At 73.2% G+C, this 25919-nt stretch carries 25 protein-coding genes and 1 pseudogene; 15 read left to right on the forward strand and 11 right to left on the reverse strand.

Annotated elements, in window-relative coordinates; translation table 11 throughout:
- Positions 1-16: 16 nt before the first annotated feature.
- Positions 17-763 (reverse strand): IclR family transcriptional regulator, encoded by a 747-nt coding sequence (locus tag ACQPYX_RS10000; RefSeq protein ID WP_433802752.1) that lies wholly within the window; start codon positions 761-763, stop codon positions 17-19.
- Positions 760-2154 (reverse strand): APC family permease, encoded by a 1395-nt coding sequence (locus tag ACQPYX_RS10005; protein ID WP_433802753.1) that lies wholly within the window; start codon positions 2152-2154, stop codon positions 760-762. Before ACQPYX_RS10005 ends, ACQPYX_RS10000 begins: the two co-directional genes overlap by 4 nt.
- A 294-nt stretch (positions 2155-2448) precedes the next feature.
- Here ACQPYX_RS10005 and ACQPYX_RS10010 point away from each other — a divergent pair, with 294 nt between their 5' ends.
- Both ACQPYX_RS10010 and ACQPYX_RS10015 read left to right on the forward strand, forming a co-directional pair.
- Positions 2449-3894: an APC family permease gene (locus ACQPYX_RS10010; protein WP_433802754.1), complete on the forward strand. Its 1446-nt coding sequence runs from the start codon at positions 2449-2451 to the stop codon at positions 3892-3894.
- A complete protein-coding gene (locus tag ACQPYX_RS10015; protein WP_433802755.1) occupies positions 3891-5786 on the forward strand; it encodes a primary-amine oxidase in 1896 nt (631 codons plus the stop codon). The genes ACQPYX_RS10010 and ACQPYX_RS10015 overlap by 4 nt, the downstream gene beginning before the upstream one ends.
- Positions 5787-5845: 59 nt before the next feature.
- Here ACQPYX_RS10015 and ACQPYX_RS10020 read toward each other — a convergent pair whose 3' ends face one another.
- Both ACQPYX_RS10020 and ACQPYX_RS10025 read right to left on the reverse strand, forming a co-directional pair.
- The gene (locus ACQPYX_RS10020; RefSeq protein ID WP_433802756.1) at positions 5846-7504 is read right to left on the reverse strand and encodes a DHA2 family efflux MFS transporter permease subunit; all 1659 of its coding nucleotides are present in this window, start codon (positions 7502-7504) and stop codon (positions 5846-5848) included.
- Between the two features lie 103 nt (positions 7505-7607).
- Positions 7608-8426 (reverse strand): C40 family peptidase, encoded by an 819-nt coding sequence (locus ACQPYX_RS10025; RefSeq protein ID WP_433802757.1) that lies wholly within the window; start codon positions 8424-8426, stop codon positions 7608-7610.
- A gap of 522 nt (positions 8427-8948) precedes the next feature.
- Between ACQPYX_RS10025 and ACQPYX_RS10030 the strand changes: the two genes are divergently transcribed.
- The 7 genes from ACQPYX_RS10030 to ACQPYX_RS10060 are packed head-to-tail and all read left to right on the forward strand — an operon-like array spanning position 8949 to position 14117.
- Positions 8949-9383, forward strand: a complete 435-nt coding sequence (locus ACQPYX_RS10030; RefSeq protein ID WP_433802758.1) for a MarR family winged helix-turn-helix transcriptional regulator — start codon at positions 8949-8951, stop codon at positions 9381-9383.
- Positions 9380-10768 (forward strand): MFS transporter, encoded by a 1389-nt coding sequence (locus ACQPYX_RS10035; protein WP_433802760.1) that lies wholly within the window; start codon positions 9380-9382, stop codon positions 10766-10768. The genes ACQPYX_RS10030 and ACQPYX_RS10035 overlap by 4 nt, the downstream gene beginning before the upstream one ends.
- Positions 10765-11217 (forward strand): GNAT family N-acetyltransferase, encoded by a 453-nt coding sequence (locus ACQPYX_RS10040; protein WP_433802761.1) that lies wholly within the window; start codon positions 10765-10767, stop codon positions 11215-11217. Before ACQPYX_RS10035 ends, ACQPYX_RS10040 begins: the two co-directional genes overlap by 4 nt.
- 9 nt (positions 11218-11226) lie before the next feature.
- Positions 11227-11844 carry a carboxymuconolactone decarboxylase family protein gene (locus tag ACQPYX_RS10045; RefSeq protein WP_433802762.1) on the forward strand — a complete coding sequence of 206 codons (618 nt, stop codon included), beginning with the start codon at positions 11227-11229 and terminating at the stop codon, positions 11842-11844.
- On the forward strand, positions 11841-12539 hold the full coding sequence (locus ACQPYX_RS10050) for a class I SAM-dependent methyltransferase (RefSeq protein ID WP_433802763.1): 699 nt from the start codon (positions 11841-11843) through the stop codon (positions 12537-12539). The genes ACQPYX_RS10045 and ACQPYX_RS10050 overlap by 4 nt, the downstream gene beginning before the upstream one ends.
- A 41-nt stretch (positions 12540-12580) precedes the next feature.
- Positions 12581-12811 (forward strand): MbtH family protein, encoded by a 231-nt coding sequence (locus ACQPYX_RS10055; RefSeq protein ID WP_433802764.1) that lies wholly within the window; start codon positions 12581-12583, stop codon positions 12809-12811.
- 58 nt (positions 12812-12869) lie between these two features.
- Positions 12870-14117, forward strand: a complete 1248-nt coding sequence (locus tag ACQPYX_RS10060) for an amidohydrolase family protein (protein ID WP_433802765.1) — start codon at positions 12870-12872, stop codon at positions 14115-14117.
- On the opposite strand, the gene ACQPYX_RS10065 is transcribed toward ACQPYX_RS10060, so the two are convergent.
- The 3 genes from ACQPYX_RS10065 to ACQPYX_RS10075 form a co-directional block, all read right to left on the reverse strand.
- Positions 14114-14494 (reverse strand): hypothetical protein, encoded by a 381-nt coding sequence (locus ACQPYX_RS10065; RefSeq protein ID WP_433802766.1) that lies wholly within the window; start codon positions 14492-14494, stop codon positions 14114-14116. The two genes, ACQPYX_RS10060 and ACQPYX_RS10065, sit on opposite strands and share 4 nt — an antisense overlap.
- A gap of 66 nt (positions 14495-14560) precedes the next feature.
- Entirely contained in the window at positions 14561-15193 is a 633-nt protein-coding gene (locus ACQPYX_RS10070) for an acetate uptake transporter (RefSeq protein ID WP_433802767.1), read from the reverse strand.
- A 151-nt stretch (positions 15194-15344) separates the two neighbouring features.
- Positions 15345-15854, reverse strand: coding sequence for a mycothiol transferase (locus ACQPYX_RS10075; RefSeq protein WP_433802768.1), 510 nt, complete (start codon positions 15852-15854; stop codon positions 15345-15347).
- Positions 15855-16014: 160 nt separating this feature from the next.
- Here ACQPYX_RS10075 and ACQPYX_RS10080 point away from each other — a divergent pair, with 160 nt between their 5' ends.
- The gene (locus ACQPYX_RS10080) at positions 16015-16707 is read left to right on the forward strand and encodes a hypothetical protein (RefSeq protein ID WP_433802769.1); all 693 of its coding nucleotides are present in this window, start codon (positions 16015-16017) and stop codon (positions 16705-16707) included.
- 220 nt (positions 16708-16927) lie between these two features.
- Positions 16928-17989: a tryptophan--tRNA ligase gene (gene trpS, locus ACQPYX_RS10085; RefSeq protein ID WP_433802770.1), complete on the forward strand. Its 1062-nt coding sequence runs from the start codon at positions 16928-16930 to the stop codon at positions 17987-17989.
- 48 nt (positions 17990-18037) lie between these two features.
- Here trpS and ACQPYX_RS10090 read toward each other — a convergent pair whose 3' ends face one another.
- From ACQPYX_RS10090 to ACQPYX_RS10100, 3 genes and pseudogenes are all read right to left on the reverse strand, one after another.
- Positions 18038-19303: an IS256 family transposase gene (locus ACQPYX_RS10090; protein WP_433802771.1), complete on the reverse strand. Its 1266-nt coding sequence runs from the start codon at positions 19301-19303 to the stop codon at positions 18038-18040.
- Positions 19304-19346: 43 nt separating this feature from the next.
- Positions 19347-19868, reverse strand: a complete 522-nt coding sequence (locus tag ACQPYX_RS10095; RefSeq protein ID WP_433802772.1) for an HNH endonuclease signature motif containing protein — start codon at positions 19866-19868, stop codon at positions 19347-19349.
- Between the two features lie 464 nt (positions 19869-20332).
- Positions 20333-21376 (reverse strand): annotated as a pseudogene (locus ACQPYX_RS10100) (DUF222 domain-containing protein); the annotation flags it as partial.
- A gap of 160 nt (positions 21377-21536) precedes the next feature.
- Between ACQPYX_RS10100 and ACQPYX_RS10105 the strand changes: the two are divergent.
- Entirely contained in the window at positions 21537-21827 is a 291-nt protein-coding gene (locus ACQPYX_RS10105) for a hypothetical protein (RefSeq protein ID WP_433802773.1), read from the forward strand.
- Between the two features lie 4 nt (positions 21828-21831).
- Here the strand turns inward: ACQPYX_RS10105 and ACQPYX_RS10110 are convergent, their stop codons facing one another.
- Positions 21832-22419, reverse strand: coding sequence for a hypothetical protein (locus tag ACQPYX_RS10110; RefSeq protein ID WP_433802774.1), 588 nt, complete (start codon positions 22417-22419; stop codon positions 21832-21834).
- 280 nt (positions 22420-22699) lie between these two features.
- On the opposite strand from ACQPYX_RS10110, the gene ACQPYX_RS10115 reads away from it, so the two are divergent.
- The 3 genes from ACQPYX_RS10115 to ACQPYX_RS10125 are packed head-to-tail and all read left to right on the forward strand — an operon-like array spanning position 22700 to position 25889.
- Complete coding sequence (locus tag ACQPYX_RS10115; protein WP_433802775.1) at positions 22700-23653, forward strand: GDP-L-fucose synthase family protein; 954 nt, start codon at positions 22700-22702, stop codon at positions 23651-23653.
- Positions 23650-24633: a GDP-mannose 4,6-dehydratase gene (gmd, locus tag ACQPYX_RS10120; protein WP_433802776.1), complete on the forward strand. Its 984-nt coding sequence runs from the start codon at positions 23650-23652 to the stop codon at positions 24631-24633. The genes ACQPYX_RS10115 and gmd overlap by 4 nt, the downstream gene beginning before the upstream one ends.
- Positions 24630-25889: a lipopolysaccharide biosynthesis protein gene (locus ACQPYX_RS10125; RefSeq protein ID WP_433802777.1), complete on the forward strand. Its 1260-nt coding sequence runs from the start codon at positions 24630-24632 to the stop codon at positions 25887-25889. The genes gmd and ACQPYX_RS10125 overlap by 4 nt, the downstream gene beginning before the upstream one ends.
- Positions 25890-25919 lie beyond the last annotated feature (30 nt).

A 25919-nucleotide genomic window follows, 5' to 3' on the forward strand; every position in this document is an offset into this window, starting at 1 on the left:
GTGCCCCGGATCGGTCTCAGGCCAACAACGGACCCAGCTCCGCCGCGTGGGCCCGCAGGACCTCGACGAGGTCGTCGTTCGGCGCCGCCACCCGCGCGGCGGGCCCGGTCAGGGCCAGGCCCGCGACCAGCCGGCCGTCCCCGGGAGCACGCACCGGTACCGCCAGGCACCCGTGCTCGGCGCGGAACTCCCCGCACTGCCGGGCGAGCCCGCTCGTGCGGACCTCGGTCAGCCGCGCCGTCAGCTCCCGCGGGTCGACCACGGTGTGCGGGGTGAGCCCTGCGGCCCCGGCCGGCGGCTCGTCGTCGTGCTCGGCGAGCAGCAGCCGCCCGAGCGAGCTCGCGTGCAGGTGGCGGGAGAGCTCGCCGGCGTCGACGGGCGGGTGGTCGGGGTCGGGGTCGAGGAACACGAGCCGGTGCCCGAGGTAGCCCGCGAGGTGCGCGCCCCAGCGGACCTTCGAGCGCAGCCGCTCCAGCACCGCGCGCGCCGCGGTCGGCGTGCTCACCGGGGTGGGGGCCAGGTTGGCCGCCCGGCGCCCGAGCGCGAACCCGCGCAGGTCGGGCAGCCGCACGAGGTACTCCTCGGCGACCAGGAGGTTGAGCAGCCGGTAGGTCGTCGCCGGTGGGATGCGCAGCTCGGCGGAGATGTCCTTGGCCGTCGCCCCGATGCCGGCCGCCGCGACCGCCTCGAGGATCGCCAGCGCGCTGCGCACCGCCTGGGGCTGGCGCCCGGTGATCGTGCGTGCCGCCTCCGTGGGGCTCATCGCGCGCGGTCCGCGGGGTGCAGGTCGGCCGCGGTCGTCTCGTCGTAGACACCCATCCCGTCGAGCTGGGCGGCGTGCGTGCGCCGCAGCGCCACCCACCCGGCCACCGCCGCGAGCACCACGATCCCGACGGTCACCGGCAGCAGCGGCCCGGCCGAGCGCCACAGGGCCACGACGATCACCACGGCCAGCACCGGCACCGCGCACCAGGCGGTCACGACGACGGCCGGGGTGAGCTCGCCGATCCGGCGCAGGAAGCGCGGCGCGGCGAGGCAGACCAGCAGGTAGGCGGCCAGGAACCCGACCGTCGCGACGGCGAGCAGGCCGCCGAGCAGGTCCTGCGGTGCCACGCCGGCGAGGGTCCCGACGACGGGTGGGAGGGCCAGGAGCGGCACGGTCAGCCCCACCGCGGCGGCGGGCGTGAGGTGGCGGCGGTGCGTGCGGCCGAGCACCGCCGGGGCGACGCCCTCGCGGGCGAGCGAGAACAGCACCCGGACCAGCGTGTTCAGCGCGGCGAGCGTGCACGCGCCGAACGAGGCGATGATGCCCGCGTCGAGCAGCACCGGCGCCCACGTGACGATCACCGCGGCGCCGGACCCGCCGCCGGGACCGACCACCGTGAGCGCCGGCAGCACGCCCGGCGCCGCGAGGTGGACCAGCATCGCGACCAGGTAGAGCAGCGCCGCACCGCCCGCCGTCGTGGCCACCGCGCGGGGGACGCTCGCGAACGGTCGCCGGGCCTCGACCCCGAGCGCGGTGGCCGAGTCGAACCCGATGAACGCCGCGACGGCCGGCACCACCCCGGCCGCGACGCCGGTGAGCCCGCCCGGAGCGAGCGGGGGCGGCGGGGGACCGGCCGGGGCGCGCACCGCGAGCGTCACGAGCACGACCAGGATCAGCGCGATCGACGCGCCCTCGACCACGAGCATGACACGCCCCGCGAGCCGGACCCCGCGCACGGCGAGGGCGGCGATCACGGCGCTCAGCACCACCACCACCGCCACGCCCACCACGGTCGTGTCCACCGGCCACAGACGTTCCACGAGCGCCCGCGCGTACCAGGACGCCCCGACCAGCGCCGCCGCCACGAGCAGGGCGTAGCCGAGCACCATCGACACCGCGCACGCGTACGCCCCGCCCGGCCCGAGGCCCTTGGCGGTGAAGCTGTAGAGCCCGCCCGCGGCCGCCATCCGACGCGCGAACACGGCGATCGAGCCGACCACGAGCCCGACCAGCACCGCCGCGATCGCCACCGACCACGGCGCGTCCCGCCCCGCCGCCGCGGTCACGAGCAACGGCACCGCGGCCATCGCCCCGGCCGGAGCGGTGGTGGCGACGGACTGCGCGAGCACCCCGAGCGGGCCGAGCTCGCGGCGTCGCAGACCGGCCACGGGCGAACGGGTTCGCACTCCGGGCACCCCTCGCGTCGATCGCACGGCCGTACCGTAGGCCCAGGGCGTGATCAGCGGAACGGTTCCGAACGAGAATCCGCACCGGACGATTCTCGTTCGGCGTCCCGCACCGCGGCCGCATTCTCCGTTCGGAGAATGCGACACCCGCCGGGGCGATGTCGGCGGGAATGTCGTGCGCGCTGCTCCCGCAGTTCCGTACCCGTCCTTGACCGCGCGCCCACCGGCTCGCCAGCGTGACCCGCGACATATCCGTCGTCGGAACAGGAGCGCGCGATGGGCGCACCGGCAGGTCGGTTGTCCGGAACCCTCGGGGCCGGGTCGATCGTGTTCATGGTCGTCGCCGCGGCGGCCCCGCTGACCGTCATCGCGGGGGCCGTCCCGCTCGGGATCGGCGCGGGCAACGGCGCGGCCTTCCCCGCGATGTTCGTGCTCTGTGCGGTCGTGCTCGCCTTCTTCGCGGTCGGCTTCTGCGCGATGAGCCCGCACGTCCCCGACGCCGGCGCCTTCTTCACCTACATCCGCGCCGGGCTCGGCCGCCCGCTCGGGCTCGGCGCCGCCTTCCTCGCGCTCGCCACGTACGCCGCGGTGCAGGCGGCGGTGTTCGGCTACGTCGGCGCGGCGCTCGACGAGCTGGTGACCGGGTTCGGCGGCCCGAGCGTGCCGTGGTGGCTGTGGACGTTCCTGCTGATGGCCCTGGTCGCGGTGCTCGGCTACCGGCACATCGAGCTGTCGAGCCGGGTCCTGGGCGTGCTGCTGGTCGCGGAGATCGCGATCGTGCTGGTGCTCGACGTCGTCGTCACGGTCTCCGGCGGCGGGCCCGAGGGGCTCTCGACGGCGTTCCTGCAGCCCGCGCAGATCGGCTCGGGCGCCGTGGGCATCGCGGTCATGTTCGCGATCGCGAGCTTCATCGGGTTCGAGGCGACCGCGGTGTTCCGGGACGAGGCCCGCGACCCCGACCGCACGATCCCGCGCGCCACGTACCTCGCGCTCGCCGTGGTCGGCGTGTTCTACGCGCTCTCGAGCTGGGCGCTGGTCTCGGCCTGGGGCGACACCGCCGTGGTCACCGAGGCCGCGACCAACCCGGGCGCGATCCTCGTCTCGACGGTGGACGCCTGGCTCGGCCCGGTCGCCGGCCACGTCGTCGGGGTCCTGCTCGTGACCAGCATCTTCGCGGCGATCCTGTCCTTCCACAACGTCGCCGCCCGGTACTTGTACGCCCTCGGCGGGAACCGTGCGCTGCCCGCGGCCTGCGGGCGGACCCACGCCCGGCACGGCTCGCCGCACGTCGCCTCGCTCGCCCAGTCGGGCCTGTCGTTCGTGATCATCGCGGTCTGCGTGGTGGCCGGACTCGACCCGGTCGCGCAGGTCTTCGCGTGGGCGGCCGGCGTGGCGACCCTCGGGCTGCTCGTGCTCATGGTCGTCACCTGCGTGGCGGTCCTCGTCTTCTTCGCCCGCACCCGCGCCGACCGCCGGCTCTGGCACACCCGGGTCGCCCCGACGCTGGGCCTCGTCGGGCTCGCGGTCTGCCTGGTGCTGACGATCGCGAACTTCCCCACCCTCATCGGCGGCTCCACCGGCCTCGCCCTCGCCCTCGGCGGCCTGCTCGCGCTGGTCACCGTGGTCGGAATCGTCGTGGCGCTCGTCCGCCGCGATCCGGCTCCGGAGCCCGCCCCCGCCCCCGTGACCCCCGACCCCTCGTCCGCGAAGGAGCTCGCATGACCGCCACCGTCAGCACGGTGACCCACCCGCTGGAGATGCCGACCGAGGCCGAGTACGCGGCCGTGCGGGAGGTGCTCGTCGAGGCCGGCCTGCTCACCGACCAGGTGCGCTACTGCTTCGCCGACCTGGAGGAGCCCGCCAAGGCCGACGTGCTCGCGTTCACCGCGGGCGACGTCGTCGAGCGCCGGTTCCGCGTGGTGCTGCTCGACCTCGACTCCGGCCGGTCCTGGGACACCGTCGTCTCCGCGACCCGCCGCGAGGTCGTCTCCGGCCGCGAGCTCGACCCGCCCCGCGACGGCCAGCCGCCGATCATCGACTCCGAGTTCGAGCCGATGGACGACATCCTGCGCGCGGACGCCCGCTGGACCGACGCGCTCGCCGCCCGTGGCATCGACCCGATGACGGTGCGGGCCGTGCCGCTCTCGGCCGGGGTCTACGACTATCCCGACGAGGTCGGGCGCCGGATGGCGAGGGCGTTCGGCTTCCGGCAGGACGGGCCGGACGACCACCCGTGGGCGCACCCGATCGACGGGCTCGTCGCCTACGTCGACCTGACGCACCGCACCGTCGACCGGGTCATCGACGAGCAGCACGTGCCCGTGCCGGACGTGTCGGGCAACTTCCAGGACCCCGCCGTGCAGGGCCCGCCGCTGGACTCGCTGAAGCCGATCGAGATCACCCAGCCCGAGGGGCGCAGCTTCACCGTCGAGGGCAACCACGTGCGGTGGGGCAAGTGGGACCTGCGCTACGGGTTCAACGAGCGCGAGGGCCTGACCCTGCACCAGGTCGCGTTCGACGGCCGCCCGATCGTCTACCGGGCGAGCGTCGCGGAGATGGTGGTGCCCTACGCCGACCCCGCCCCGGTGCGGTTCTGGCAGAACTACTTCGACTGCGGCGAGTACATGTTCGCCCGCTACGCCGATTCGCTGCGACTCGGGTGCGACTGCCTCGGCGACATCCACTACACCGACGCCGTGATCGCCGGCGACGACGGGAATCCGCGCACGATCACGAATGCGATCTGCATGCACGAGGAGGACTACGGGGTGCTGTGGAAGCATTCCGACCTGTTCTTCACGCAGGCCTCCGAGGTGCGCCGGCAGCGTCGGCTGGTCATCTCGTTCTTCGTGCCGATCGGCAATTACGACTACGGGTTCTACTGGTACCTCTACCTGGACGGCACGATCCAGCTCGAGGTGAAGGCGACCGGCATGGTGTTCGCCTCGGCGACGCCGGGGGACTACGCCGCGGAGGTCGCTCCCGGCCTGGGCGCGCCGTTCCACCAGCACCTGTTCTGCGCCCGGCTCGACATGACCGTCGACGGCGTGCACAACGCCGTGGACGAGGTCGAGGCCGAGCGGGTGCCGATGGGGGAGGGCAACCCCTACGGCAACGCGTTCCGCCGCAAGGTCACGCGCCTGGCCACCGAGCAGGGCGCCCGGCGGGACAACGACGGGTCGGTGGTGCGGACCTGGCACATCGTCAACCCGGAGAAGCGCAACGCCGTCGAGAAGCCGGTGGGCTACGCGCTGCACCCGGAGAACAAGGCGACGCTGCTCGCCGACGAGCGCAGCTCGATCCACGCCCGCGCCGGGTTCTCCACCCACAACCTCTGGGTGACGCCCTACGCGGCCGACGAGCGCTACCCCGCCGGGGACTTCGTCAACCAGAACCCGGGCGGCGACGGGCTGCCGCGCTGGACGCAGGCCGACCGGGACGTCGACGGCGGCGACATCGTCGTGTGGCACACCTTCGGCACCACGCACTTCCCGCGCCCGGAGGACTGGCCGGTGATGCCGGTCGAGTACACCGGGTTCACCCTCAAGCCGGTCGGGTTCTTCGACGCCAACCCCGCCCTCGACGTGCCGCCGAACCCGGGAAGGTGCCACTAGGCCTGTGAGTACTGATCCGTGCTCCAGCACGGATGAGTACTCACAGGGCCGAAGGCCACCTAGTGGGCCATCGCCGGTCCGTCCGACGGCGCCGGCTTCCCGTGTCGCAGCATCAGGGCGAGCGGGACGCCGAGCGCCGTCAGGATCGCGGTGACGTAGAGCAGGTCGTTCATCGCGGTGACGAACGAGAGCGACTGCAGCCGGGAGTACATCTGGTACTCCATCATCATCCCACCGGCACCGGACCCGCCCGCCCCGCCGGACCCGTCCGGCATCGACGCGAGGCCGGTGCGGTCGGCGGAGGCCTGCGCCTGCTGGATCGTCATCATCGCGGTCATGGCCGCGAGGCCGATCGCGGACGAGGCGCGCTGGACCAGGGTGTTCACCGCGCTGCCGTTCTCGGAGAGGAACGAGGGCAGCGAGCCCAGACCGCCCGTCATGATCGGCATCATCGCGAGGCCGATCCCGGCGGCGCGGGCGGCGAGCAGCAGCTCGAGGTGCCCGTGGGACACGTCGATCGTCATCCCGGCCAGCTCCCACGTCGTCCACGCGACGATCGCGAGGCCGAGGGCGGCGGGGACTCGTGCACCGATCTTGTCGTAGATGAACCCGGCGGCCGGCATCACGAACGCCATGACGAGCGCCTGGGGCAGCAGGAGCAGGCCGGTCTCGAAGGCGCCGAGGCCCTGGTACTGCTGGAGGAAGACCGGGATGTAGAAGAGCACCCCGAACAGGCCCATCGAGATGATCGCGATGAGCAGCAGCGAGTTGGTGAACGGCCAGTGGGTGAACACCCGCAGGTCGAGCAGCGGCTCGTCGACCTCGAGCTCGATCACCACGAACAGCGCGAGGGCGAGCACGCCGACGGTCAGCAGGATCAGCGTCGGGTAGGACGTCCAGCCCCACTTCGGGCCCTCGTGCAGCGCCAGCAGCAGCGAGAACAGCCCGACCGCGACCGCCGCGAAGCCGGGGACGTCGAGCTTCTTGCCCTTCGTCCGGGAGAACGTCGGCAGGAAGAAGATCGCGGCGAGCACGCCGACCACGCCGATCGGCACGTTGATGAAGAAGATCAGCCGCCAGTTGACGTACTCGACGAGGTAGCCGCCCAGGGTCGGGCCGATCGCCGGCGCGAAGATGATGCCCAGGCCGTAGATGCCCATCGCGGCGCCGAGCTTGTCCTTCGGCACGATCTTGTAGAGCGCGGCGAGGGCGACCACCGGGATCACGCCGCCGGGGATCGCCTGCAGGATGCGGAACGCGATGATCGAGTTGATGTCCCACGCGAACCCGCACAGCGTGGAGAAGATCGCGAAGAAGATCATCGCGATGGTGTAGACGCGGCCGAGCCCGTACCGGATGCCCAGCCAGGCGCTGGCGGGCACGACGACGCCCTCGGCGAGCGAGTACGCCGTGGACACCCACTGCATCTCGTCGGTGGTGGCGCCGAAGTCGTTCTGCATCGTCGTGATCGCGACGTTGACGATGCTGATGTCGAGCACCGACATGAACATCCCGGCCACGAGCACCAGCAGCGGGATGATCCACGGGTTCCCGCCGGTCGTGCCCGACGACGGCGCGGGCCGCTCCGGGGCCGCCGGCGGCGCGGCCGGGGCGGGCCGCGCCGGCGCCGGGGCGGCCGCCGCCGGCGCGGTCGTCGCAGGACGCCGCTCGTCCTCGACGACCGCGGTCCGGGCGTCGAGACCGGTGTCGGTCGACATGCCGCCTCCTGCGTCAGCGAGCTCGATCGGGGGCCACTGTTCGTGGTACCCGCTCCATCGCGAATGTGGCAGCGAGTGTCAGCAATTCTCCGGGAGAGCTACATCACCGGATGCGGCCGAACGAGTAGTCCCCGAACAGGTTGCCCAGCTTCACCGTCTGTCCGGTCTCGGGGGCGGTCCACATCTTGCCGCCGCCGGCGTAGATCGCGACGTGGTAGATGCTGTTCTCGCCGCCCATGAACACCAGGTCACCGGGCTGGGCCTGGCTCTGCGAGATGTGCTCGGCCTTGTCGTACTGCTGCTGGGCGGTGCGGGGCAGGCTGATGCCCATCTTCCCGAAGACGTACTTGGTGAGCCCGGAGCAGTCGAAGCCGCTGGGCGTGGTGCCGCCCCACTCGTAGGGGACGCCCTTGAACTCCGCGGCCTGGGCCACGATGCGCTCGCCGAGCGACCCGAGGCTCGCCGGGGCCGCGCTCTCCTTCTTCTTCGCCGCGGCCGTCTGCTCGGCGGCCTTCGCCTGCTTCGCCTGCGCCGCCGCGGCCTTCTGGGCGGGCGACACCGACTTCACGGCGGGCGCGGACATGGCCGGCGCGGCGGCGAGCGACACGGGCGTGACGGTCGCGGCGCGCGGTGCGGGCACGGCGGCGGCGTCGGGGGCGGAGACCGACAGCAGGTTGGCGCCCGTGTTCGTCACCTCGGCGTCGGACAGCGCCGGGAAGGTGCCCGTCGAGCCGGCGACGGCCGCGGCGCTGGCCGTGACCAGGGCGGCGGCGATGCCGGCGCGGGTGAGCGAGCCGGTGGTGAGCGGTCCCGACGCGGTGCGGGGTCCGCCGCGGCGACGGGGCGCCGGGGCGGAGGGGAGGTCGATCGCGCCGAAGGGTGCGGTGACCGGACTGCCGGCGACGGCGGCGTGTCGTGCCATGGGGTGTTCTCCTGGCCGGACACGGTGGTTCGGGGTCCACCGCTCCCGTCCTGCGGCCGCTCGGGCGGTCCTCGGGCCGCTGGGGATCGGCTCGGGGGACCGCACGCGGTCGTCCCTCGCTCGTCGCCCGGGGAGCGGGTCACCGGGACGGGGCGGTGACCCGGGCGAGGAGCGCGGTGGCCCACCGGGTGGTGAGCCGGTCGAGACCGTACCGAGACCTTTCCGTGACCTGCAGCCCGCGCGAGGCCGGGTGCGGTCGCTCCGCTCGTCGTCCGGTCGTCGCAGCAGGCGACCGTCCGGCGCCGACCCGCCGACATCCGCCGTCGGGAAGCGAGGGTGGATACGGCCGCGTGGAGCAGGAACCCGGCGAACGGCCCTGGCGCGCTTCGCCGGGTCGCGGCTCCGCCGCCCCGTTCGTCCGGTTCCACCCGTCGCGGTGGAGGGTCGTCGCCCCGCGCCGAGCGGCAGGGCCGGGAGTACAGTCCCGACTGAACAGTTCGAACTGTCTTTCCGGAGGCGTGGATGGACGCGACCGAGGGGTCGGCGGTGGACGCGGCCCGCGCGGTGCGGGTGACCCTGGGGCGGCTGCGCCGGCGCCTCCGCGAGAACTTCGACCGGGCCGAGCTGACCGCCTCCCAGCTCGGCGTGCTGACGCGACTCGACCGCGAGGGCCCGGCCACGGTCAGCGAGCTGGCCGCGGCGGAGCGGGTCCGCCCGCAGTCGATGGCGGCGGCCGTGGGCGCCGTCGTCGAGCGCGGCTTCGTCCGTCGGGATCCCGATCCCGACGACGGGCGGCGGCAGGTGGCGTCGCTGACCGCGGCGGGGCGGGACCTGCTGGTCACCTCGCGGGCCGCCGGGCAGGGGTGGCTGGCGGACGCGCTCGCGCAGCGGCTGACCCCCGAGGAGCAGCGGCACGTCCTCGAGGCGATGGCGCTGCTGGAGAAGGTGATCGCGTGACCGCGGCGAGGGCGGACGCCTTCGACCGCCGCCTGCTCGCGCCGATGGTGCTCGGGTCGATCCTCAACCCGGTCAACTCGACGCTGATCGCGGTGGCGCTGGTCCCGATCGGCGCGGCGCTCGGGGCGCCGGCCGCGCAGACGGCGTGGCTGGTGTCCGGGCTGTACCTGGCGACCGCGGTGGGCCAGCCGGTGACCGGGCGGCTCGTGGACCTCTGGGGGCCGCGCCCGCTCTACCTCGTCGGGACGACCCTCGTCGGGCTCGGCGGCCTGCTCGGCGCGCTCGCCCCCGACATCGGCACGCTCGTGGCGGCCCGGGTCGTGATCGGGCTCGGCACGTGCGCGGGTTACCCGGCGGCGATGGCGCTGGTGCGGCGCGAGTCCGAGCGGACCGGGCGGGACAGCCCGGAGACGGTGCTGACGGTGCTCTCGGTCGCGACCCAGACGATCGCGGTCGTCGGCCCGACCCTCGGCGGCCTGCTCGTCGGGGTCGCCGGCTGGCGGGCCACCTTCGCGGTGAACCTGCCGCTGGCGGTGCTGGCCCTCGCGGTGGGGTGGTGGCGTCTGCCGCGCGCCGCGGGGGAGCGGTCGGGGGAGCGAGTGGTCTCCCTGGTCGACCCGGCCGGCATCGCGCTGTTCACCGGGACGCTGGTGACGCTGCTGCTGGTCCTGGAGCGGCCGACGCTGTGGCCCCTCGGGATCGGCACGGTGGCGGCCGCGGCCGGGCTGGTGTGGTGGGAGCGGCGGGCGACGCACCCGTTCCTCGACGTCCGGGTGTTCGCCGGCAACCGCCCGCTGCTGCTGACGTTCGTGCGCGCCCTGCTCGGCGCGACGGTCTCCTACGCGATCCTCTACGGCTGGACGCAGTGGCTGGAACAGGGGCGCGGACTGTCGGCGTCGGGGGCGGGACTGGTGCTGCTGCCGATCTTCCTGGCCGGGATCGGGGTCGCGGCGCTCACCGGCCGGCGACGCGAGATCCGCGGGAAGCTGCTGGTGGGCGCGACGGGGCAGGTCGTCGTCGCGGTCCTGCTGCTGGTCCTGGGCCCGACGAGCCCGATCTGGCTGATCGTGCTGGTCGCCCTCGTCGCGGGCGTGCCCCAGGGGCTGAACAACCTGGCGATCCAGAACGCCGTCTACCGCCAGGCCGACCCGGAGCGCACGGCGTCGTCCGCGGGCCTGATGCGGACGTTCTTCTACCTCGGCGCGATCGCCGCCGGTACCACCGGCGGGTTCGCCTTCGGCGCCGGCGGCGCGACCACGGCCGGGCTGCACGTCCTCGCCGTGGTGATGCTCGTGGCGGCCGGGCTCTTCCTGCTCGTGACGGTGCTCGACCGGTCCCTCACCCGCCTGGAGGTCCCCGCCCCGGGTCTACCGTCGCGGGGGTGAGCGAGCCGAACACCGTCACCATCGAGATCGTCGAGCGGGTCGACGACGCGTTGCTGGAGGCGGTCCGGCGCCTGCTGCCCCAGCTCTCCCGCTCGGCCGCCTTCGACGAGCAGACGATCGCCTGGGTGGTGCAGCACGAGGCGTGCACGCTGTTCACCGCGTCCCTGGACGGGACGGTGGTCGGGGCGCTGACGCTCGTCACCTACCCGCTGCCGACGGGGCTGCGGGCGCACGTGGACGACGTGGTGGTCGACGACGCGGCGCGGGGACGCGGGGTCGGCGAGACGCTGGTGCGCGCCGCGCTCGACCGCGCGGTCGAGGTCGGCGCCCGCACCGTCGACCTCACCTCCCGGCCGTCCCGCGAGGCCGCGATCCGGCTCTACGAGCGGTGCGGGTTCGTGCGGCGTGACTCCACCCTCTTCCGGTGGACGCCGCCCGAGGCGGGGTAATCCGTCGTCGTGAACGATCTCCCCGCGGCGGACGCGAAGGACTGGGGCGGACGCCTGCCCCGCAACGAGTCGATCGACCTCGACGACGACCAGCAGGCCGCCGCCGAGCGGGTCCGGCAGCGCCAGAAGGTGTGGGCCGAGCGCTCCGGCTTCGCGGCCACCGACGACCAGGGCGGCCTCATCGGCCCGTTCAACGCCTTCGTGCTGCGTCCGGGGCAGGGCGCCGGGTTCAACCAGTGGGTCGCGAACGACCAGCGGAACTCCTCGCTGCCCGCGCCGATCCGCGAGGTCGTCATCCTCACCGTCGGCGTCGCCTGGAACGCGGCCTACGAGATCTACGCGCACGTGGCGGTCGGCCGGTCGGTGGGACTCTCCGAGGCCGTGATCGAGGGGATCCGCACGGGGTCGGTGGAGGGCTTCACCGGCGCCGAGCTCGCCGCCCACCGGTTCACCGCCGAGCTCGTCCGCGAACACCGGGTGGCCGACGCGACCTACGCCGCCGCCGAGGCCGCGTTCGGCCGCGACGGGGTGCTCGACATGGTGCACCTCATCGGCATGTACCTGGCCACGTCGGCGCTGCTCAACGCCTTCGAGGTGCCGGCCCCGGAGATCCCGCCGGCGTCGTGAGCGACCCCTACGTCGAGCACGCCGCCGCCTACGCGGCGCACAACGCGGTCGCGCCGTACAACGCGTACTACGAGCGCCCCGCGCTGCTCGACCTGGCCGGGGACGTGTCCGGGCTCGACGTGCTCGACCTCGGCTGCGGGCCGGGGGTCACGACGGCGGCGCTGGTCGGGCGCGGTGCGCGCGTCACCGGCGTCGACGGCAGCGCGCCGTTGCTGGCGCACGCCCGCGGGCTCTCCGACGCGGCGTTCGTCGTGCACGACCTGGCCGACCCGCTGCCGTTCCCGGACGGGAGCTTCGACCTCGTCGTGGCGGGCCTGGTGCTGCACTACCTGCCGGACTGGACGGCCGTGCTCGCCGAGGTGGCCCGGGTCCTGCGGCCGGGCGGGCGGCTGGTGGCGAGCGTGCACCACCCGCTCACCGACGTCCGCATCGCGAGCCTCGAGCCGCACGGGACGTACCTGGAGAGCTACCGGGTGGCGGACACGTGGCGGATGGCCGGCGAGGACGTCGTCGTGCGGTTCTTCCACCACCCGCTCGGCGCGATGGCGGCCTGGGTGACGGGCGCGGGCCTCGTCCTCACCGACCTCGTCGAGCCGCGGCCGCTGCCGTCGATGGCCGAGCGCGACCCGGAGGCGTTCGACCGGCTCTCGCGCGAGCCGGCCTTCCTACTGCTCGCCGCGTGTCGCGTGGGTTAGGGTCGCCTTACCTTGCCGACTCTCCAGGAGGTCGACCCGCCATGACCAATCCGTTCGACGACGAGGACGGCCGTTTCCGGGTGCTGGTGAACGACGAGGACCAGCACAGCCTGTGGCCGGTGTTCGCCGAGGTCCCGAGCGGCTGGACGATCGTGTTCGGCGACGGTCCCGAGGGTGCTGCGCGCGCCGAGTGCCTGGCCTACGTCGAGGAGCACTGGACCGACCTGCGCCCCCGGAGCCTGCGCGAGCGCCTGGCGGCCGACGCGTCCTGACCGCACCGGCCCGTCGTCGGGGTTCCGGGGACGGGCCCGGCACCGGCAGACTCGCCCGATGGGGACGACCATCGTGGGCGCGCGGGTGTTCGACGGGGACCGGTCGATCGGGGTGGCCACGGTCGTCGTGGACGACGCCGGCGTGATCGGGGCCGTGGAGCCGGGGGAGCGGGCGCCGGCCGAGGGCGAGGTCGACGCGCGCGGCGCGACGCTCCTGCCGGGGCTGATCGACGCCCACGTGCACCTGCGCGGCGCCGGCAACCTGGGCCAGGACCTGCGGCACGGGGTGACCACCGTGCTCGACATGTTCTCCGCCCCGCCGCAGTTCACGGCCATGCTGCGGCGCCGGGCGGCCTCGCGCGACGACGAGGCCGACGTGCGCAGCTCGGGGCTGATGGCGGGGGCGGTCGACGGCTGGCCCGCCGTGATGCTGCCGCCCGACCCGACCGGCTGGCGGATGCCCGGGCTGTCCGGCCCGGACGACGCCGAACGCTTCGTCGCCGATCGGGAACGGGAGGGCTCGGACTACCTCAAGGTGTTCGTGGAGAACGCCGCGGACGTCACGCGGCCCACGCTCGGCCCGGAGACGGTCGCGGCGGTGTGCGGGGCGGCGCGCCGGCGCGGCCTGTTGACGGTGGCCCACGCGCCCACCCGCTGGGCGTTCGACACCGCCCGCGCCGCCGGGGTCGACGTTCTGACCCACCTGCCGCTCGACGGCCCGGTCGACGCGGCGGCGGAGCTGACGGTGGTGCCGACCATGACGATGATGGCTGCGCTGACCTCGCAGGAGTCGGTGCGCGACCTGCTCGCCGACCCGCGGCTCACCGCCCGCCTGCCCGACGAGGTGGTGGCAGGGCTCGCGGCGGGCGACCGGGGCGGGCTGCCGACGTCGTCGGCCCGGGGTGCCTCGTACGCGCACGCGCAGGACAACCTGTCCCGCCTGCTGGAGGCCGGCGCGACGATCGTCGCGGGGACCGACGCCAACGACGTCCCGGGGCGCCCGGCCGCCGTGCTGCACGGCGCGTCGATGCACCTGGAGCTCGAGCTGCTGGTGCGGGCGGGGATGTCGCCGGCCGACGCGCTCGCGGCCGGGACCTCGCGGGCCGCGGACGTCTTCGCCCTGACCGACCGCGGGCGGGTCGCCCCCGGACGGCGGGCGGACCTGCTGCTCGTCGAGGGTGACCCGCTCACCGACGTCACCGCGACCCGGTCGCTGCGCACGGTGTGGCGCCGCGGGGTCGCCCACGACCTGTCGACGCCCACCCATCCCCATCGCCGGGACGTGGTGGGTCCGGCACGCCGTTAGCCCTGGTCGGTGCCGCCGTCGGAGTCGGTGTCGCTGTCTCCGAACACCAGGGTCGCCTGCCCGTCGCGCACCTCGGTGACGCGGTAGGACACGTCGTCGAGCGTGTTCGTCCCGCCGGCGGTCGAGGTGATCCGGGAGCCGCCGGAGCTCGTCGTGACGGTGCGCGACCCGACGTCGGTCACGGTCATCGTGCCCGCGTCACCGAGGTCGACCACCGTGCCGGGCGTGGCCGTGACGGTGCACTGCGCGTCCGGGCACTCGACGGTGCGCGGCGGCTCGTTCCCGGCGGCGGGTGCGGGCTCGGCCGCGCAGGCCGTCCCTCCCAGGCCGACCAGACCCGTCGTCAGGAACAGTGCGAGACGTGGCAGGACCCCCATGGCGGCGGAGTGTGGCACCGCCGGCGGCACCGGGTGGACAGCGACCCACCCGGTGACACCTGTGGGTTAGCGCGGCGCGGTGGGCAGGACCTGACGGCCCCAAGTGGCGTTCGTGACGACCGCGAACGAGGCGTACCAGGCGGCGAGCGCGGTGAGGATGCCGACGTAGCCGCCGACCGTGGCGATGCCGTCGGTGCCGGTCAGGTCGCCGATCGCGAGCAGCAGGAACGTCAGGAACAGCAGCGCGAACACGGCGATGAGCGCGCCGGTGGTGCGCAGCGAGGCGATCAGCATGTAGCCGGTGAAGATCGCCCAGCCCAGCAGGAAGAGCCCGGCCCCGGTGGTCGCCTGACCCTGCGGCAGGCCCGGCTCCACGAACTTGACGAACGCGGCGAACGCGAGCCAGAAGGAGCCGTACGAGACGAAGGCGGTCGCCCCGAACGTGTTGGCCTTGCGGAACTCGAACAGGCCCGCGATCAACTGGGCCAGCCCGCCGTAGAACAGCGCGAGGGGGAGCACCGTCGACTCCAGCGCCTCGGGGGCGAGGCCCGCGTTGAACAGGCTCAGCAGGAAGGTCGTCAGCGCGAACGCCGCCAACCCGAGTGGGCCCGGGTCGGCGAAGGCCCGGGTCGGATCGGCGGCGTGCTCGTCCATCGTGGATGCGTGCACGGCGGCACGGCTCTCACTGGTCGTGGACATGGTGGTCCTCCCCGTCGGCGTGATCGAACGCCCCCGAGTTCCACCGAGCGTGCGGTTTCAATCACACGTCTCGACGCTTGATCGAGAAAACGTGCGGGTACGGACGAACCGGATCAAGACGTCGTTCGTGATCATCGGGCAGGATCGGTGATCACCGGCGTCGGGCGATCCCGGCGACGTAGGCGGCCTGCCCCGCGTGCTGGATGTCGTCGTCCACGACGCTGATGATCCGGACCCCGCGCGTCACCGGCGGGTCCCAGGCCTCGTCGATGACCTCGTCGAGGTCGTCGTCGGTGAGCGTGCGCAGGTAGTCGACCGTCCGGTCGTGCACCGCGTCGTAGTAGTCGAGGAGCATCTGCGCGTCCGTGACGTGGACGGCCGCGACCTGCTCGCTGGTGTGGCCGTAGCCGATGGACGTGGGGTCGAGGTCGAAGCCGAAGGCGTCCGCCCAGCCCTGCGAGGTGTAGGCCTGCTGGTGGCCCGCGAGGTCGGCGATGTGGTCGTCCTGCACACGGGTCAGGTGCCAGACGAGCCACCCCACGGGATTGGCCTCGTCGTCGAGCCGCAGGTTCAGGGCGCGCTCGTCGAGACCCTCCACCGCGCGGTGCACGTCGGAGCGGACCCGGCCGAAGGCGTCCACGAGGACGTCGGTGCTGTTCACGTCCCCCGGTCTACCCGCGGGGGCGGTCACGAGCACGGATCGTCCGGCGCTGTCCAGCCCGGTCCACGCATCGAGTGGACCCTCGACCGGCCCCGCGCGTCGGGGTAACGACGCTCCGGACCGCCCCCGACATCTGCCCGTGCGACGAGAGGGGACGGTCATGACGACGGGGCAGCGGATGGTCAGGCGCTCGGCCGGAGTGCTCGCGGGGCTGGTGCTCGCGGGCGGGACGGTGGGACTCGGGGTGGCCCACGCCGACGACATCGTGTGGGGCTGCCCGTCCGGCTACACGCTCGACGGGACCACCTGTCGGGGGACGAACGGGACGAAGGTGGGCGCGCTGGGGGTGCTCCCGGGCGATCTGGACCCCGTGACGGGTCAGGTCCTGCTCCCGGTCACGACGCCGCCGTCGACGGACCCGTCGACCACGCCGCCCTCGTCGGACTCGGGTACGACGCCACCGCCGTCGTCGGACTCGGGTACGACGCCGCCGTCGTCGGACTCGGGTACGACGCCACCGCCGTCGTCGGGCACGACCGCGCCGTCGTCGGGCACGACCGCGCCGTCGTCGGGCACGACCGCGCCGTCGTCGGCGCCTCGCCCGTCGTCGCCGACCGTGCCGCCCGTCGTCGTGCCGTGCCCGCAGCCCGGCCCCGTTCCCGCCGCCGGGAACGCGGACGTCGTGCGCACGGCCGCCGCGGTCGAGGCCGCCCGGGCGCGGTTGGCGGCCGACGTCCGCCGCGGTGCCCCGCCGGCGACGATCGCGGCGGACGGTCGGGCCCTCGCCGACGCGATCCGTGCGCACGCCGCCGCCTTGGCGGCGCAGCGCTCGGCGATCTGCCCGACCCGCTGAGCGTGCTGTCCGGCCCGGTCCCGGGGTTCGGGGCTGGGCCGGGCGGTGCCCGGCGTGGCATGCTCCGCGCCGTGTTCCCGTCCGTCTCGTGCTGGTGGTCGTCGCCTTCCCGGCGGCCCTGACCCCTGCACGCGGCCGCCTCTCCGGCGGCCGACGCGACCTCTTCACGACGCGGACGACGACGGGTCGAGGCGGCCTCTCCTTCCCGAGAGGATCCCTCATGTCCGTCCCGCCCGCCACTGCACCCGCCCGCACCGACCTGATCGCGCTCGTCGAGAGCGCACCGCACCGCTACCGGGTGCTGACCGGTGACCGACCGACCGGACCACTCCATCTCGGTCACTACTTCGGCACCGTGGCCCACCGGGTCCGTCTCCAGGACCTCGGCGTCGAGAGCTACATCGTCATCGCCGACTACCAGGTGATCACCGACCGCGACGTCGCCGGTGACATTCCGGGCCACGTCCGCGAGATGCTGCTCGATCAGTTCGCCGCCGGGATCGACCCGTCACGGACGACGATCTTCACGCACAGTGCCGTGCCCGCTCTGAACCAGCTGCTGCTGCCGTTGCTCTCGCTGGTCTCCGTCGCCGAGCTGATGCGCAATCCGACGGTGAAAGCGGAGACCGCGGCGGCGGGTGACCGCGCGATGAGCGGTCTCATGCTCACCTACCCCGTCCACCAGGCCGCCGACATCCTGTTCTGCGGCGCGAACGTCGTGCCGGTCGGGCAGGACCAGCTCGCCCATCTCGAGATCACCCGCACCCTCGCGCGGAGGTTCAACGACCGGTACTGCCCGACCGCTCCCGTCTTCGTCCTCCCGGAGCCGCTCGTCGGCCGGGCCCCGACCCTGCTCGGCACGGACGGCCGCAAGATGAGCACGTCGCGGGGCAACGCGATCGAACTCCGCGCGACCGCCGACGAGACCCGCACGCTGATCCGCCGCGCCAGGACGGACGGCGACCGGCGCATCACGTACGACCCCGCCGCGCGACCGGAGGTCGCCAACCTGCTCGAGCTCGCCGGGCTGTGCCTCGACCGTGCCCCGGAGGACCTGGCCGAGGGCATCGGTGATGGTGGGGCGGCGGCGTTGAAGACCGTCGTGACGGACGCCGTCAACGACTTCTTCGCCCCGCTGCGTCGGCGGCGTGCCGAGCTCGCCGTCGATGCCGCGTTCGGTGGCCTCGACGACGTGCTCGCTCGCGGCATCGACCACGCCAACCTCATCGCCGACCAGAAGCTCGAGCAGGTCCGCCGCGCGATGAACATGGCCTACGCGTGATGCCACGGCCGGGACTGTCCGACTTCCGGTGTAACTGGCGTTGATGGGTCAGTAGGTGCTTGACGGGACGATACGGCCGGGGAACGAGATCGCGAAGGCGTTCAACGCGGGCTTCCAGCGGATCGCCCACCGTGCCCGTCCCTTCCCGGTCGGGTCGAGGGATCTCGTGACGAGGTAGAGGCACTTCAGCGCGGCCTGCTCGGTGGGGAAGTGCCCGCGCGCCTTCACCGCCCGCCGGTAGCGGGCGTTGAGGCTCTCGATCGCGTTGGTGCTGCAGATGACCCTGCGGATCTCCACGTCATAGTCCAGGAACGGCACGAACTCCGACCAGGCGCTGCGCCACAGCGTGACGATCGCCGGATAGAGCGCGCCCCACTTCTCAATGAACTCGGCGAACCGTTCCGCGGCGGCGGCCTCGGTCGGGGCGGTGTAGACCGGCCGCAGGTCCTTGGCCATCTGCTCCCAGTATCGCCGCGAGGCGTAGCGGAAGGTGTTGCGGATCAGATGCAGCACGCAGGCCTGCACCAGCGCCGGCGGCCACACCGTGTTGATCGCCGCAGGCAGCCCGGGCAGGCCGTCGCAGACCGCGATGCACACGTCGACGACGCCACGGTTCTTGATCTCGGTCAGCACGTGCAGCCAGTACTTCGCGCCTTCGCCGCCCTCGCCGGCCCAGATCCCGAGGATGTCGCGGCGCCCGTCGACGGTGACCCCGATGACCACGTAGAACGGCCGGTTGGTCACCTGGCCGTCGCGGACCTTGAGGTGGATCGCGTCGACGAACAGCACTGGATACACCGCATCCAGGGGCCGGTTCTGCCACTCGGTCATCTCCTCGAGGACCTTGTCGGTGATCCGCGAGATGGTGTCCTTGGAGACCTTCGCCCCGTAGACCTCCTCGAAGTGGGCGGCGACCTCACCGGTGGTCAACCCCCGGGCGGTCAGCGACAACACGATCTCGTCGATCCCGTCCAGGCGACGTTGCCGCTTCTTGACGATCACCGGCTCGAAGCTGGCGTCCCGGTCGCGGGGGACCTCGATCTCGACCGGCCCGATTTCGGTGAGCACGGTCTTGGTGCGGGTGCCGTTGCGGGAGTTCCCGCCGTCGCGGCCCGCGGCGTCGTGGGCCTCGTAGCCCAGGTGCTCGGTCATCTCCGCTTCCAGGGCGGTCTCGAGCACCGTCTTGGTCAACCCCGCCAGCAGCCCATCCGGGCCGACGAGCTCGACGCCCTCGGCGCGGGCCGCGGCCACCAACTCCTTGGCGAGCTGCTGCTGATCGATCCGAGCCGTCACAGGCTCGATCGTGTCGCTCATGACTGGTCCTTCCCCCGGGACACGCCCGGAGCCAGAGGACCAGTTACACCGTTAGTCGGACACTCCCCCACGGCCGGTTGTGTCTGGGTTGTCGGGTGGGGTCGATCCACTGGGGTGGGACGAACCAGGGCAGGTGATCGAGCATGTGCACGGTCCAGCCGCCGTGGTGGACGAGGTCGTGGTGGTAGCGACAGAGGCAGACGAGGTTGTCGGGCTCGGTGTGGCCGCCGTTGCCCCAGTGGATGATGTGGTGGATCTCGGAGTGCCGGGCTTTCTTGGCGCAGCCGGGGAACGCGCAGTGCCGGTCGCGTCGGACGACGGCGCGGCCGGTGGCGGTGGGGATGGCCCGGGTTTTGCGGCCCACGTCGAGGACCTCGCCTTTCGAGCCCAGGACCATGGGGATGAGGTCGGCGTCGCAGGCCAGCCGGCGGGCGGTGTCGGGGCGGATCCAGGTGGAGTCCCCGAGCAGTGCCAGCGCTGTGCTGGTGTCGGCGAGTTGTTGGCGCAGCGTCTCGTAGTCGAGTGTGACGGTGAGGGTGACCCGTTCGCGGCCGGGTAGGGCCATGGCGTCGAAGTCCGGTGGTGTCCACGGCCGGTGCGGCGGCGACTCGGACTCCCGCTCCGGATCAGCGTCGGGGTCTGGTGGCCCGGGGCCGAACAGTGGCGGCTCGCCCGGTTCCTCGGGGTCCGGCCCGGCCGGGTCGGCAGAACCGGTGCCGGTGGCATCGGCCCCAGTGCGGTCCCCGGGGTCGGCCCCGTGCTCGTCGGCCCCGTGCTCGTCGGCACCGTGCTCGCCGGTCCGGTGCTCGCCGGTGGCATCCGGGTTGGGCTTGCCGGCACCCCGGGAACCGGTGCCAGTGGCACCGCTTCCAGCGTGGCCCCTGGGGCCAGACCCGTGCTCGCCAACCTCGGCCGGGTCTTCGGGGTCGGGGGGGGGTCTGGGGGCCAGGCGGTGGTGTCGAAGTCGCGGTCGAGGTCGGGGAACGGCACCGCACCCGGGTGCTCGGGCTCGTTCAGCCCGGCGTGGTGGCTCGCCGAGATCAGGTCCAGCAGACCCGAGGCTTGGCGGGACGGCTTCGAGCGGTCGGCCTCGTCGCGCGGGTCCTGCCCCCGCGCCCCGTCCTCGGACACCGGCGCCGCCCCGGTCTCCGGATCCGCCACCACCGACGACACCGGGGCGGGGGTGGCGGCCCGGATGGCGTCCTCGAACAACGCCGCCGCCGTCGACTCCCGCAGGATCAGCTTCGCGTGCAGGTCCCCGTTGCGCCGCTTCGTGTAATGCAACTCGTTCCCGGCGGCGTGGTCGTCCTTTAGGGCCGCCCCGTCGGGGTCGAGCCGGTCCGCGATCGCCCGCGCCGCCGACGCCAACCCCTTCGGCGACAACGTGGCCGCCAACCCCGCGAGTTGTTCCTCGGCGACCCCACGGACCGCGTCGTCGAGGTCGGGGACCTTGCCGAGACGTTCCATCGTCTTGCGGATGATCTCCACGTGCTGCTCGTCCACCAACCCGTCCTCGACCACCGAAGCGGTGGCGGGCAGGTCAGCGGGGGTGGTAGCGCCGGTCGGGGTGACGGTCTCGGACAGCGCGTCGGCCTGCCGCTCCAGGGAGGTGACGGTCTTCGGGTCGATCCGGAGGTGGTCCTCGAGCAGCCGGCTCATCCGCCGGTACCCGGTCTCGGCCAGCACCTCGGAACGGCGCAGCGCGCGTAGCGACCGATAGACCCGTGCCCCGGCCAGGCGCTGCGCACGGACTGCGGCAGCCGCCTCGGCCAGCAGGGCGGCGGACTCGGGCGACAGGCCGTCGTCGCCGGACGGCTCGCCGGACGGCTCCGCGTCGGAGGACACGCCGGGCACCGCCCACGCCGGCTCGTCATCGGCCGGTGCGTCGGGTTCCTCGTACTCGTACTCCGCCCACGGGAACACCGCGTCCCGCAGGACGGCGACGTTCTCGGCCTCCCAGCGGGCGACGTCCTCCTCCGCGGGCGGCACCCACACCGGCTCCTCCGGCTCCCACGACGGAGGCGTAGGCAGCGGCAGCCCCGCCTCGGGGTCCCACCCTGCCTCGATCGCCATGCCTCTATGATCGAACACCAGTTCGAACAAAGCAAGGCGCAGTCAGAGCAACTTCATGATCGCGAACGGAGCAACGACCCAGGTCAGAGCGCGAGATCGTGGCCGAAGGCCTACCGGATCGTCACCTGTGGCAGGGCCGCCGTCCCTAGCGTGCCTGAGCATGAGCGCGACGCCGTACGACGTCTCCTGGGGATCACCGCCCTGGGTGCGGGAGCGCGGTCGGCGCCGCCGCCCGGGCGTGCTCATCGCGGCGATGCTCGCGGGTGTCGCGCTGTGCACCGTGCTCGTCGGCCTCGCCGTCCTCGGCGGGAGCCACACGGCGCGATCGATCCCGGCCGAGCCGCGCCCGCTCCTGGGCGTCCCCCTCACCGGTCCCGCGCCCTCGGATGCCGGCACACCGACCCCGGGTCAGGTCCTCGCGGACCTCATCGCCCGGTCGTCGACCGGGTGAGTCCTCAGGTCAGCCCGTAGCGCCGCCGCGTCGCCCGCCGGACGAACCCGAGCGCGCCGATCACGGCGAGGCCGAGTTCGACGCCGCCCAGCACCAGCACGCCCAAGCCGGGCCCGGTCACCCCGCCGGAGAGGCGCGGGTGCAGGGCGCCCAGGCCCTGGCTGCCGGCCACCAGCGCCAGGGCGAGCGTCACCTGCATCCCGAGGGCGGCCGGGAAGGCCAGCCAGGGCGTCAGCCGCTCACGACCGAGCACCAGGTCCACGACCGGGAGCAGGGACAGCACCCCGAAGGCGACGAGCAGCAGGATCGCCGGACCGTCGGCCAGCGTCAGCATGCTCAGCGCCGCCCCGTTCTCGTCCCGGGCCACGGGCAGGAACATCCCGACGATGCCGAGGAGGCAGAGCGCGAAGGCCGACCACGGCCGGCTCGTCGGGCTGCAGGTGAGCAGCCACCAGCGGGCCCGCCAGCGGAGCCCCCGGGTGCCCTCCACGACGAACCGGTCGTGCGGCACGCGCTCGAGCGGGGGTCGGGGACGGCGACACACGTCGTCGTTCCCGGCGGACTCGTCGCGGGCGAACTCACCGGCCGACATGGGGGACCTCCCGCCGTGCATGCTGCTGGTCGCGCAGCGGCTACCCCCGGTTCACGAAGATCACGCAGATCACACACCTCATCACACTCCGACATCGTCGGCCGTCCCGTCGCCGTCCACGGCAGAGCATTGGACGCAGTACGCCGAGTGCACCAACCGGCGGCGCCCTGCGCGAGGGCGTCGTCCACCGTCCGCGTCGGCCCGCGACCGCCGGAAGTGTGATGCGCTACGGATGGACTAGCCGCTCACGGGGCCGCCACTCTCCGCTACCTTCTCGGGTATGGACGAGCTGGATCGTTCCGCGCGGGTGCTGGTGGCCGGGTCCGGGGGGCTGGTCGGGTCGGCGGTGGTGCGGGCGTTGGGGGCAGCGGGGTTCTCGGACGTGGTGGGGGCGCGGTCGGCGCAGGTGGATCTGCGGGACGCGGATGCGGCGCGCGAGTTCGTCACGGCCGCGGCGCCGGCGGTGGTGGTGGACGCGGCCGCCCGGGTGGGCGGGATCGCGGCGAACAACGCGCGGCCGGTGGAGTTCCTGCACGACAACCTGCGGATCCAGGCGAATCTGCTGGACGCGGCGCACGCGGCGGGGACGGAGCGGCTGCTGTTCCTGGGCTCGTCGTGCATCTACCCGAAGTTCGCGGAGCAGCCGATCCGGGAGGACTCGCTGTTGACGGGGGCGTTGGAGCCGACCAACGACGCCTATGCGATCGCGAAGATCGCCGGGATCATGGGGGTGCAGTCCTACCGGCGGGAGTACGACCGGCGGTGGATCTCGGCGATGCCGACGAACCTGTACGGGCCGGGGGACAACTTCGACCTGGAGTCCAGTCACGTGCTGCCGGCGTTGATCCGGAAGTTCCACGAGGCCACCGTGAACGGGGACGCGACGGTGACGGTGTGGGGCACGGGGACGCCGCGGCGGGAGTTCCTGCACGTCGATGATCTGGCGGCGGCGTGTGTGCACCTGCTGGAGGCCTACGACGATCCGGCGCCGATCAACGTCGGGACCGGTGAGGACGTGACGATCGCCGAGTTGGCGTCGGCCGTCGCCCGGACGGTGGGTTTCGCGGGGGACATCGTCTACGACACGTCGCGTCCGGACGGGACGCCGCGCAAGGTGCTGGACGTCTCGAGGATCGCGGCGACGGGGTGGAAGCCCCGGATCGGGCTCATCGAGGGCCTGGCCGCGACCTACCGCTGGTACCTGGACAACTACGTGAACGAGGGAGCTCGATGAAGCGGGCGCTGATCACCGGTATCACCGGTCAGGACGGGTCGTACCTGACCGAGTTGTTGCTGTCGAAGGGCTACGAGGTGCACGGCATCATCCGCCGTTCGAGCACCTTCAACACGGGTCGGATCGAGCACCTGTACCAGGACCCGCACGACCCGGACCAGCGTCTGGTGCTGCACTACGGCGACCTGACCGACTCCTCGCGTCTGGTGACGTTGATCGAGAAGGTCCGTCCCGACGAGGTGTATCACCTGGCGGCGCAGTCGCACGTGCGCGTGAGCTTCGACGAGCCGGAGTACACCGGCAACACCACCGGGGTCGGCACGGCGCGGCTGCTCGAGGCGATCCGCATGGTGGGGATCGAGACCCGCTACTACCAGGCGTCGAGCTCGGAGATGTTCGGGGCGACCCCGCCGCCGCAGAACGAACAGACCCCGTTCTACCCGCGCAGCCCCTACGGGGCGGCGAAGGTCTACGGCTACTGGATGGCGCGGAACTACCGTGAGGCGCACGGGATGTTCGCGGTGAACGGGATCCTGTTCAACCACGAGTCCCCGCGCCGCGGGGAGACGTTCGTGACCCGCAAGATCGCCCGTGCGGCGGCGCGGATCGCGCAGGGCAAGGAGCAGTTCGTCTACCTGGGCAACCTGGACGCGGTCCGGGACTGGGGCTACGCCCCGGAGTACGTGGAGGGCATGTGGCGGATGCTGCAGGCCGAGCAGGGTGATGACTACGTGCTCGCGACCGGGACCGCGACCACGGTCCGCGAGTGGGTGCAGTACTGCTTCGGGGCGGTCGACCTCGAGTGGGACAAGCACGTCCGCTTCGACGAGACCTACCTGCGCCCCACCGAGGTCGACGCCCTGATCGGCGACGCCACCAAGGCGGAGAAGGAACTGGGCTGGAAGGCGCAGACCATGCCCGACCAACTCGCCCGCATCATGGTCGAGGCCGAGCTGAAGGATCTCGACGCCGCCCGATGAAGGGCGGGCTGGGGCTCTTCCTGGGGCGCGTCGGGGGTGTGGCGGGCGCGCTCGTCGCCGGGCAGATCGTGCTCGGGCTGACCTTCGTGGTCGGCGCGCGCTCGATGTCCCCGACGACCCTCGGTCTCATCGCGACGTGCGCCGCCATCGGTCAGGTGGCGGCGACCGTCGTCGACTTCGGGCTCATCAACTACCTGGTCCGCGAAACGGCGTCCGGGCGGATCACCACCGACCGGGCCCGCGCCGTCACGGCGGCCAAGCGGCCCTGGGCACTGGCCCTGCTGCTCTTCGTCGGGACCGCATCCAGCCTCCTCCTGGCCCCGTCGGCGGGGGTGGGCCTGCTTCTCGCACTCGTGGGCGCGGGGATCTGGGAGGCCCAGAACGCGAACGGGCTGCTGCGGGCCCGGGAGCGCTTCGCGAAGGCGTCGACCGGGCAGATCGTCGGCCGGGTCGGCGGACTCGTCGCGGTCCTGGTGCTCGCGCTCGCCGGGGCCGGCGACTACGCGCTCGCCACCGCCATCCCCGTCTCGTTCTTCCTCGAGGCCGTCCTCGACCGCGTGTTCCTGGGCCGGGCGACCGAGCGTCACCGCGGCACCGCCGGCGAGATGGTCGCCGCGCACCGCGAGTCGGTCGGGTACGGCATGGCGACGTTGGCGGTCTCGGCCCAGCAGCTCGACACCCCCCTGGTGACGGCGGGTGACGGTGCCTACGAGGGCGGCCTCTACGCCGCGGCCGGACGGCTGATCGGGCCGCTGAACTTCCTGGCCAACTCGGTCGGGCTCGTGGCCGGGCCGTGGCTCGCGCGGGCCGGCACCGACCCGACGGCGCTGCGGGGCGAGGAACGACGGGTGCTGCGCGTGAGCCTCGCGCTGTGTCTGGCCCCGTTGCTGCTGGCCGTCGTCGGGCCGCCGGTGATCCCCCTGCTGCTGGGGGAGCAGTACCGCAGCTCCGGCACGGTGTTCGCCGTCCTGGCCGTCGGCGCCGTGATCGTGACCCTGAACCAGCCGTTCGCCGTGATCCTGCAGAACCGGGGTCGCCCGCAGACGGTCGCGGTGGGCATTGCGATCGGTCTCGGCGTCGGGCTGGTGGCGACCTTCGTGCTCTCGATGCTCGGCGGCGCCGTCTGGGCGGCCGTCGGCTACGTGATCAGCCAGCTCGTCATCTTCGTGCTGCTCGGCCTCGGCGCCCGGCGCGCCCGCCGCGACGACGCCATGGCGGCCGCTCCGGCCGCCGCCACGGACGCCGAGAGCCCCTGACCGCGGGGCCGGGCGGCCCCGCGGTCGGGG

The sequence above is a fragment of the Actinomycetospora sp. CA-084318 genome, assembly GCF_050955885.1.
In the GTDB taxonomy this organism is placed as follows: Bacteria; Actinomycetota; Actinomycetes; order Mycobacteriales; family Pseudonocardiaceae; genus Actinomycetospora.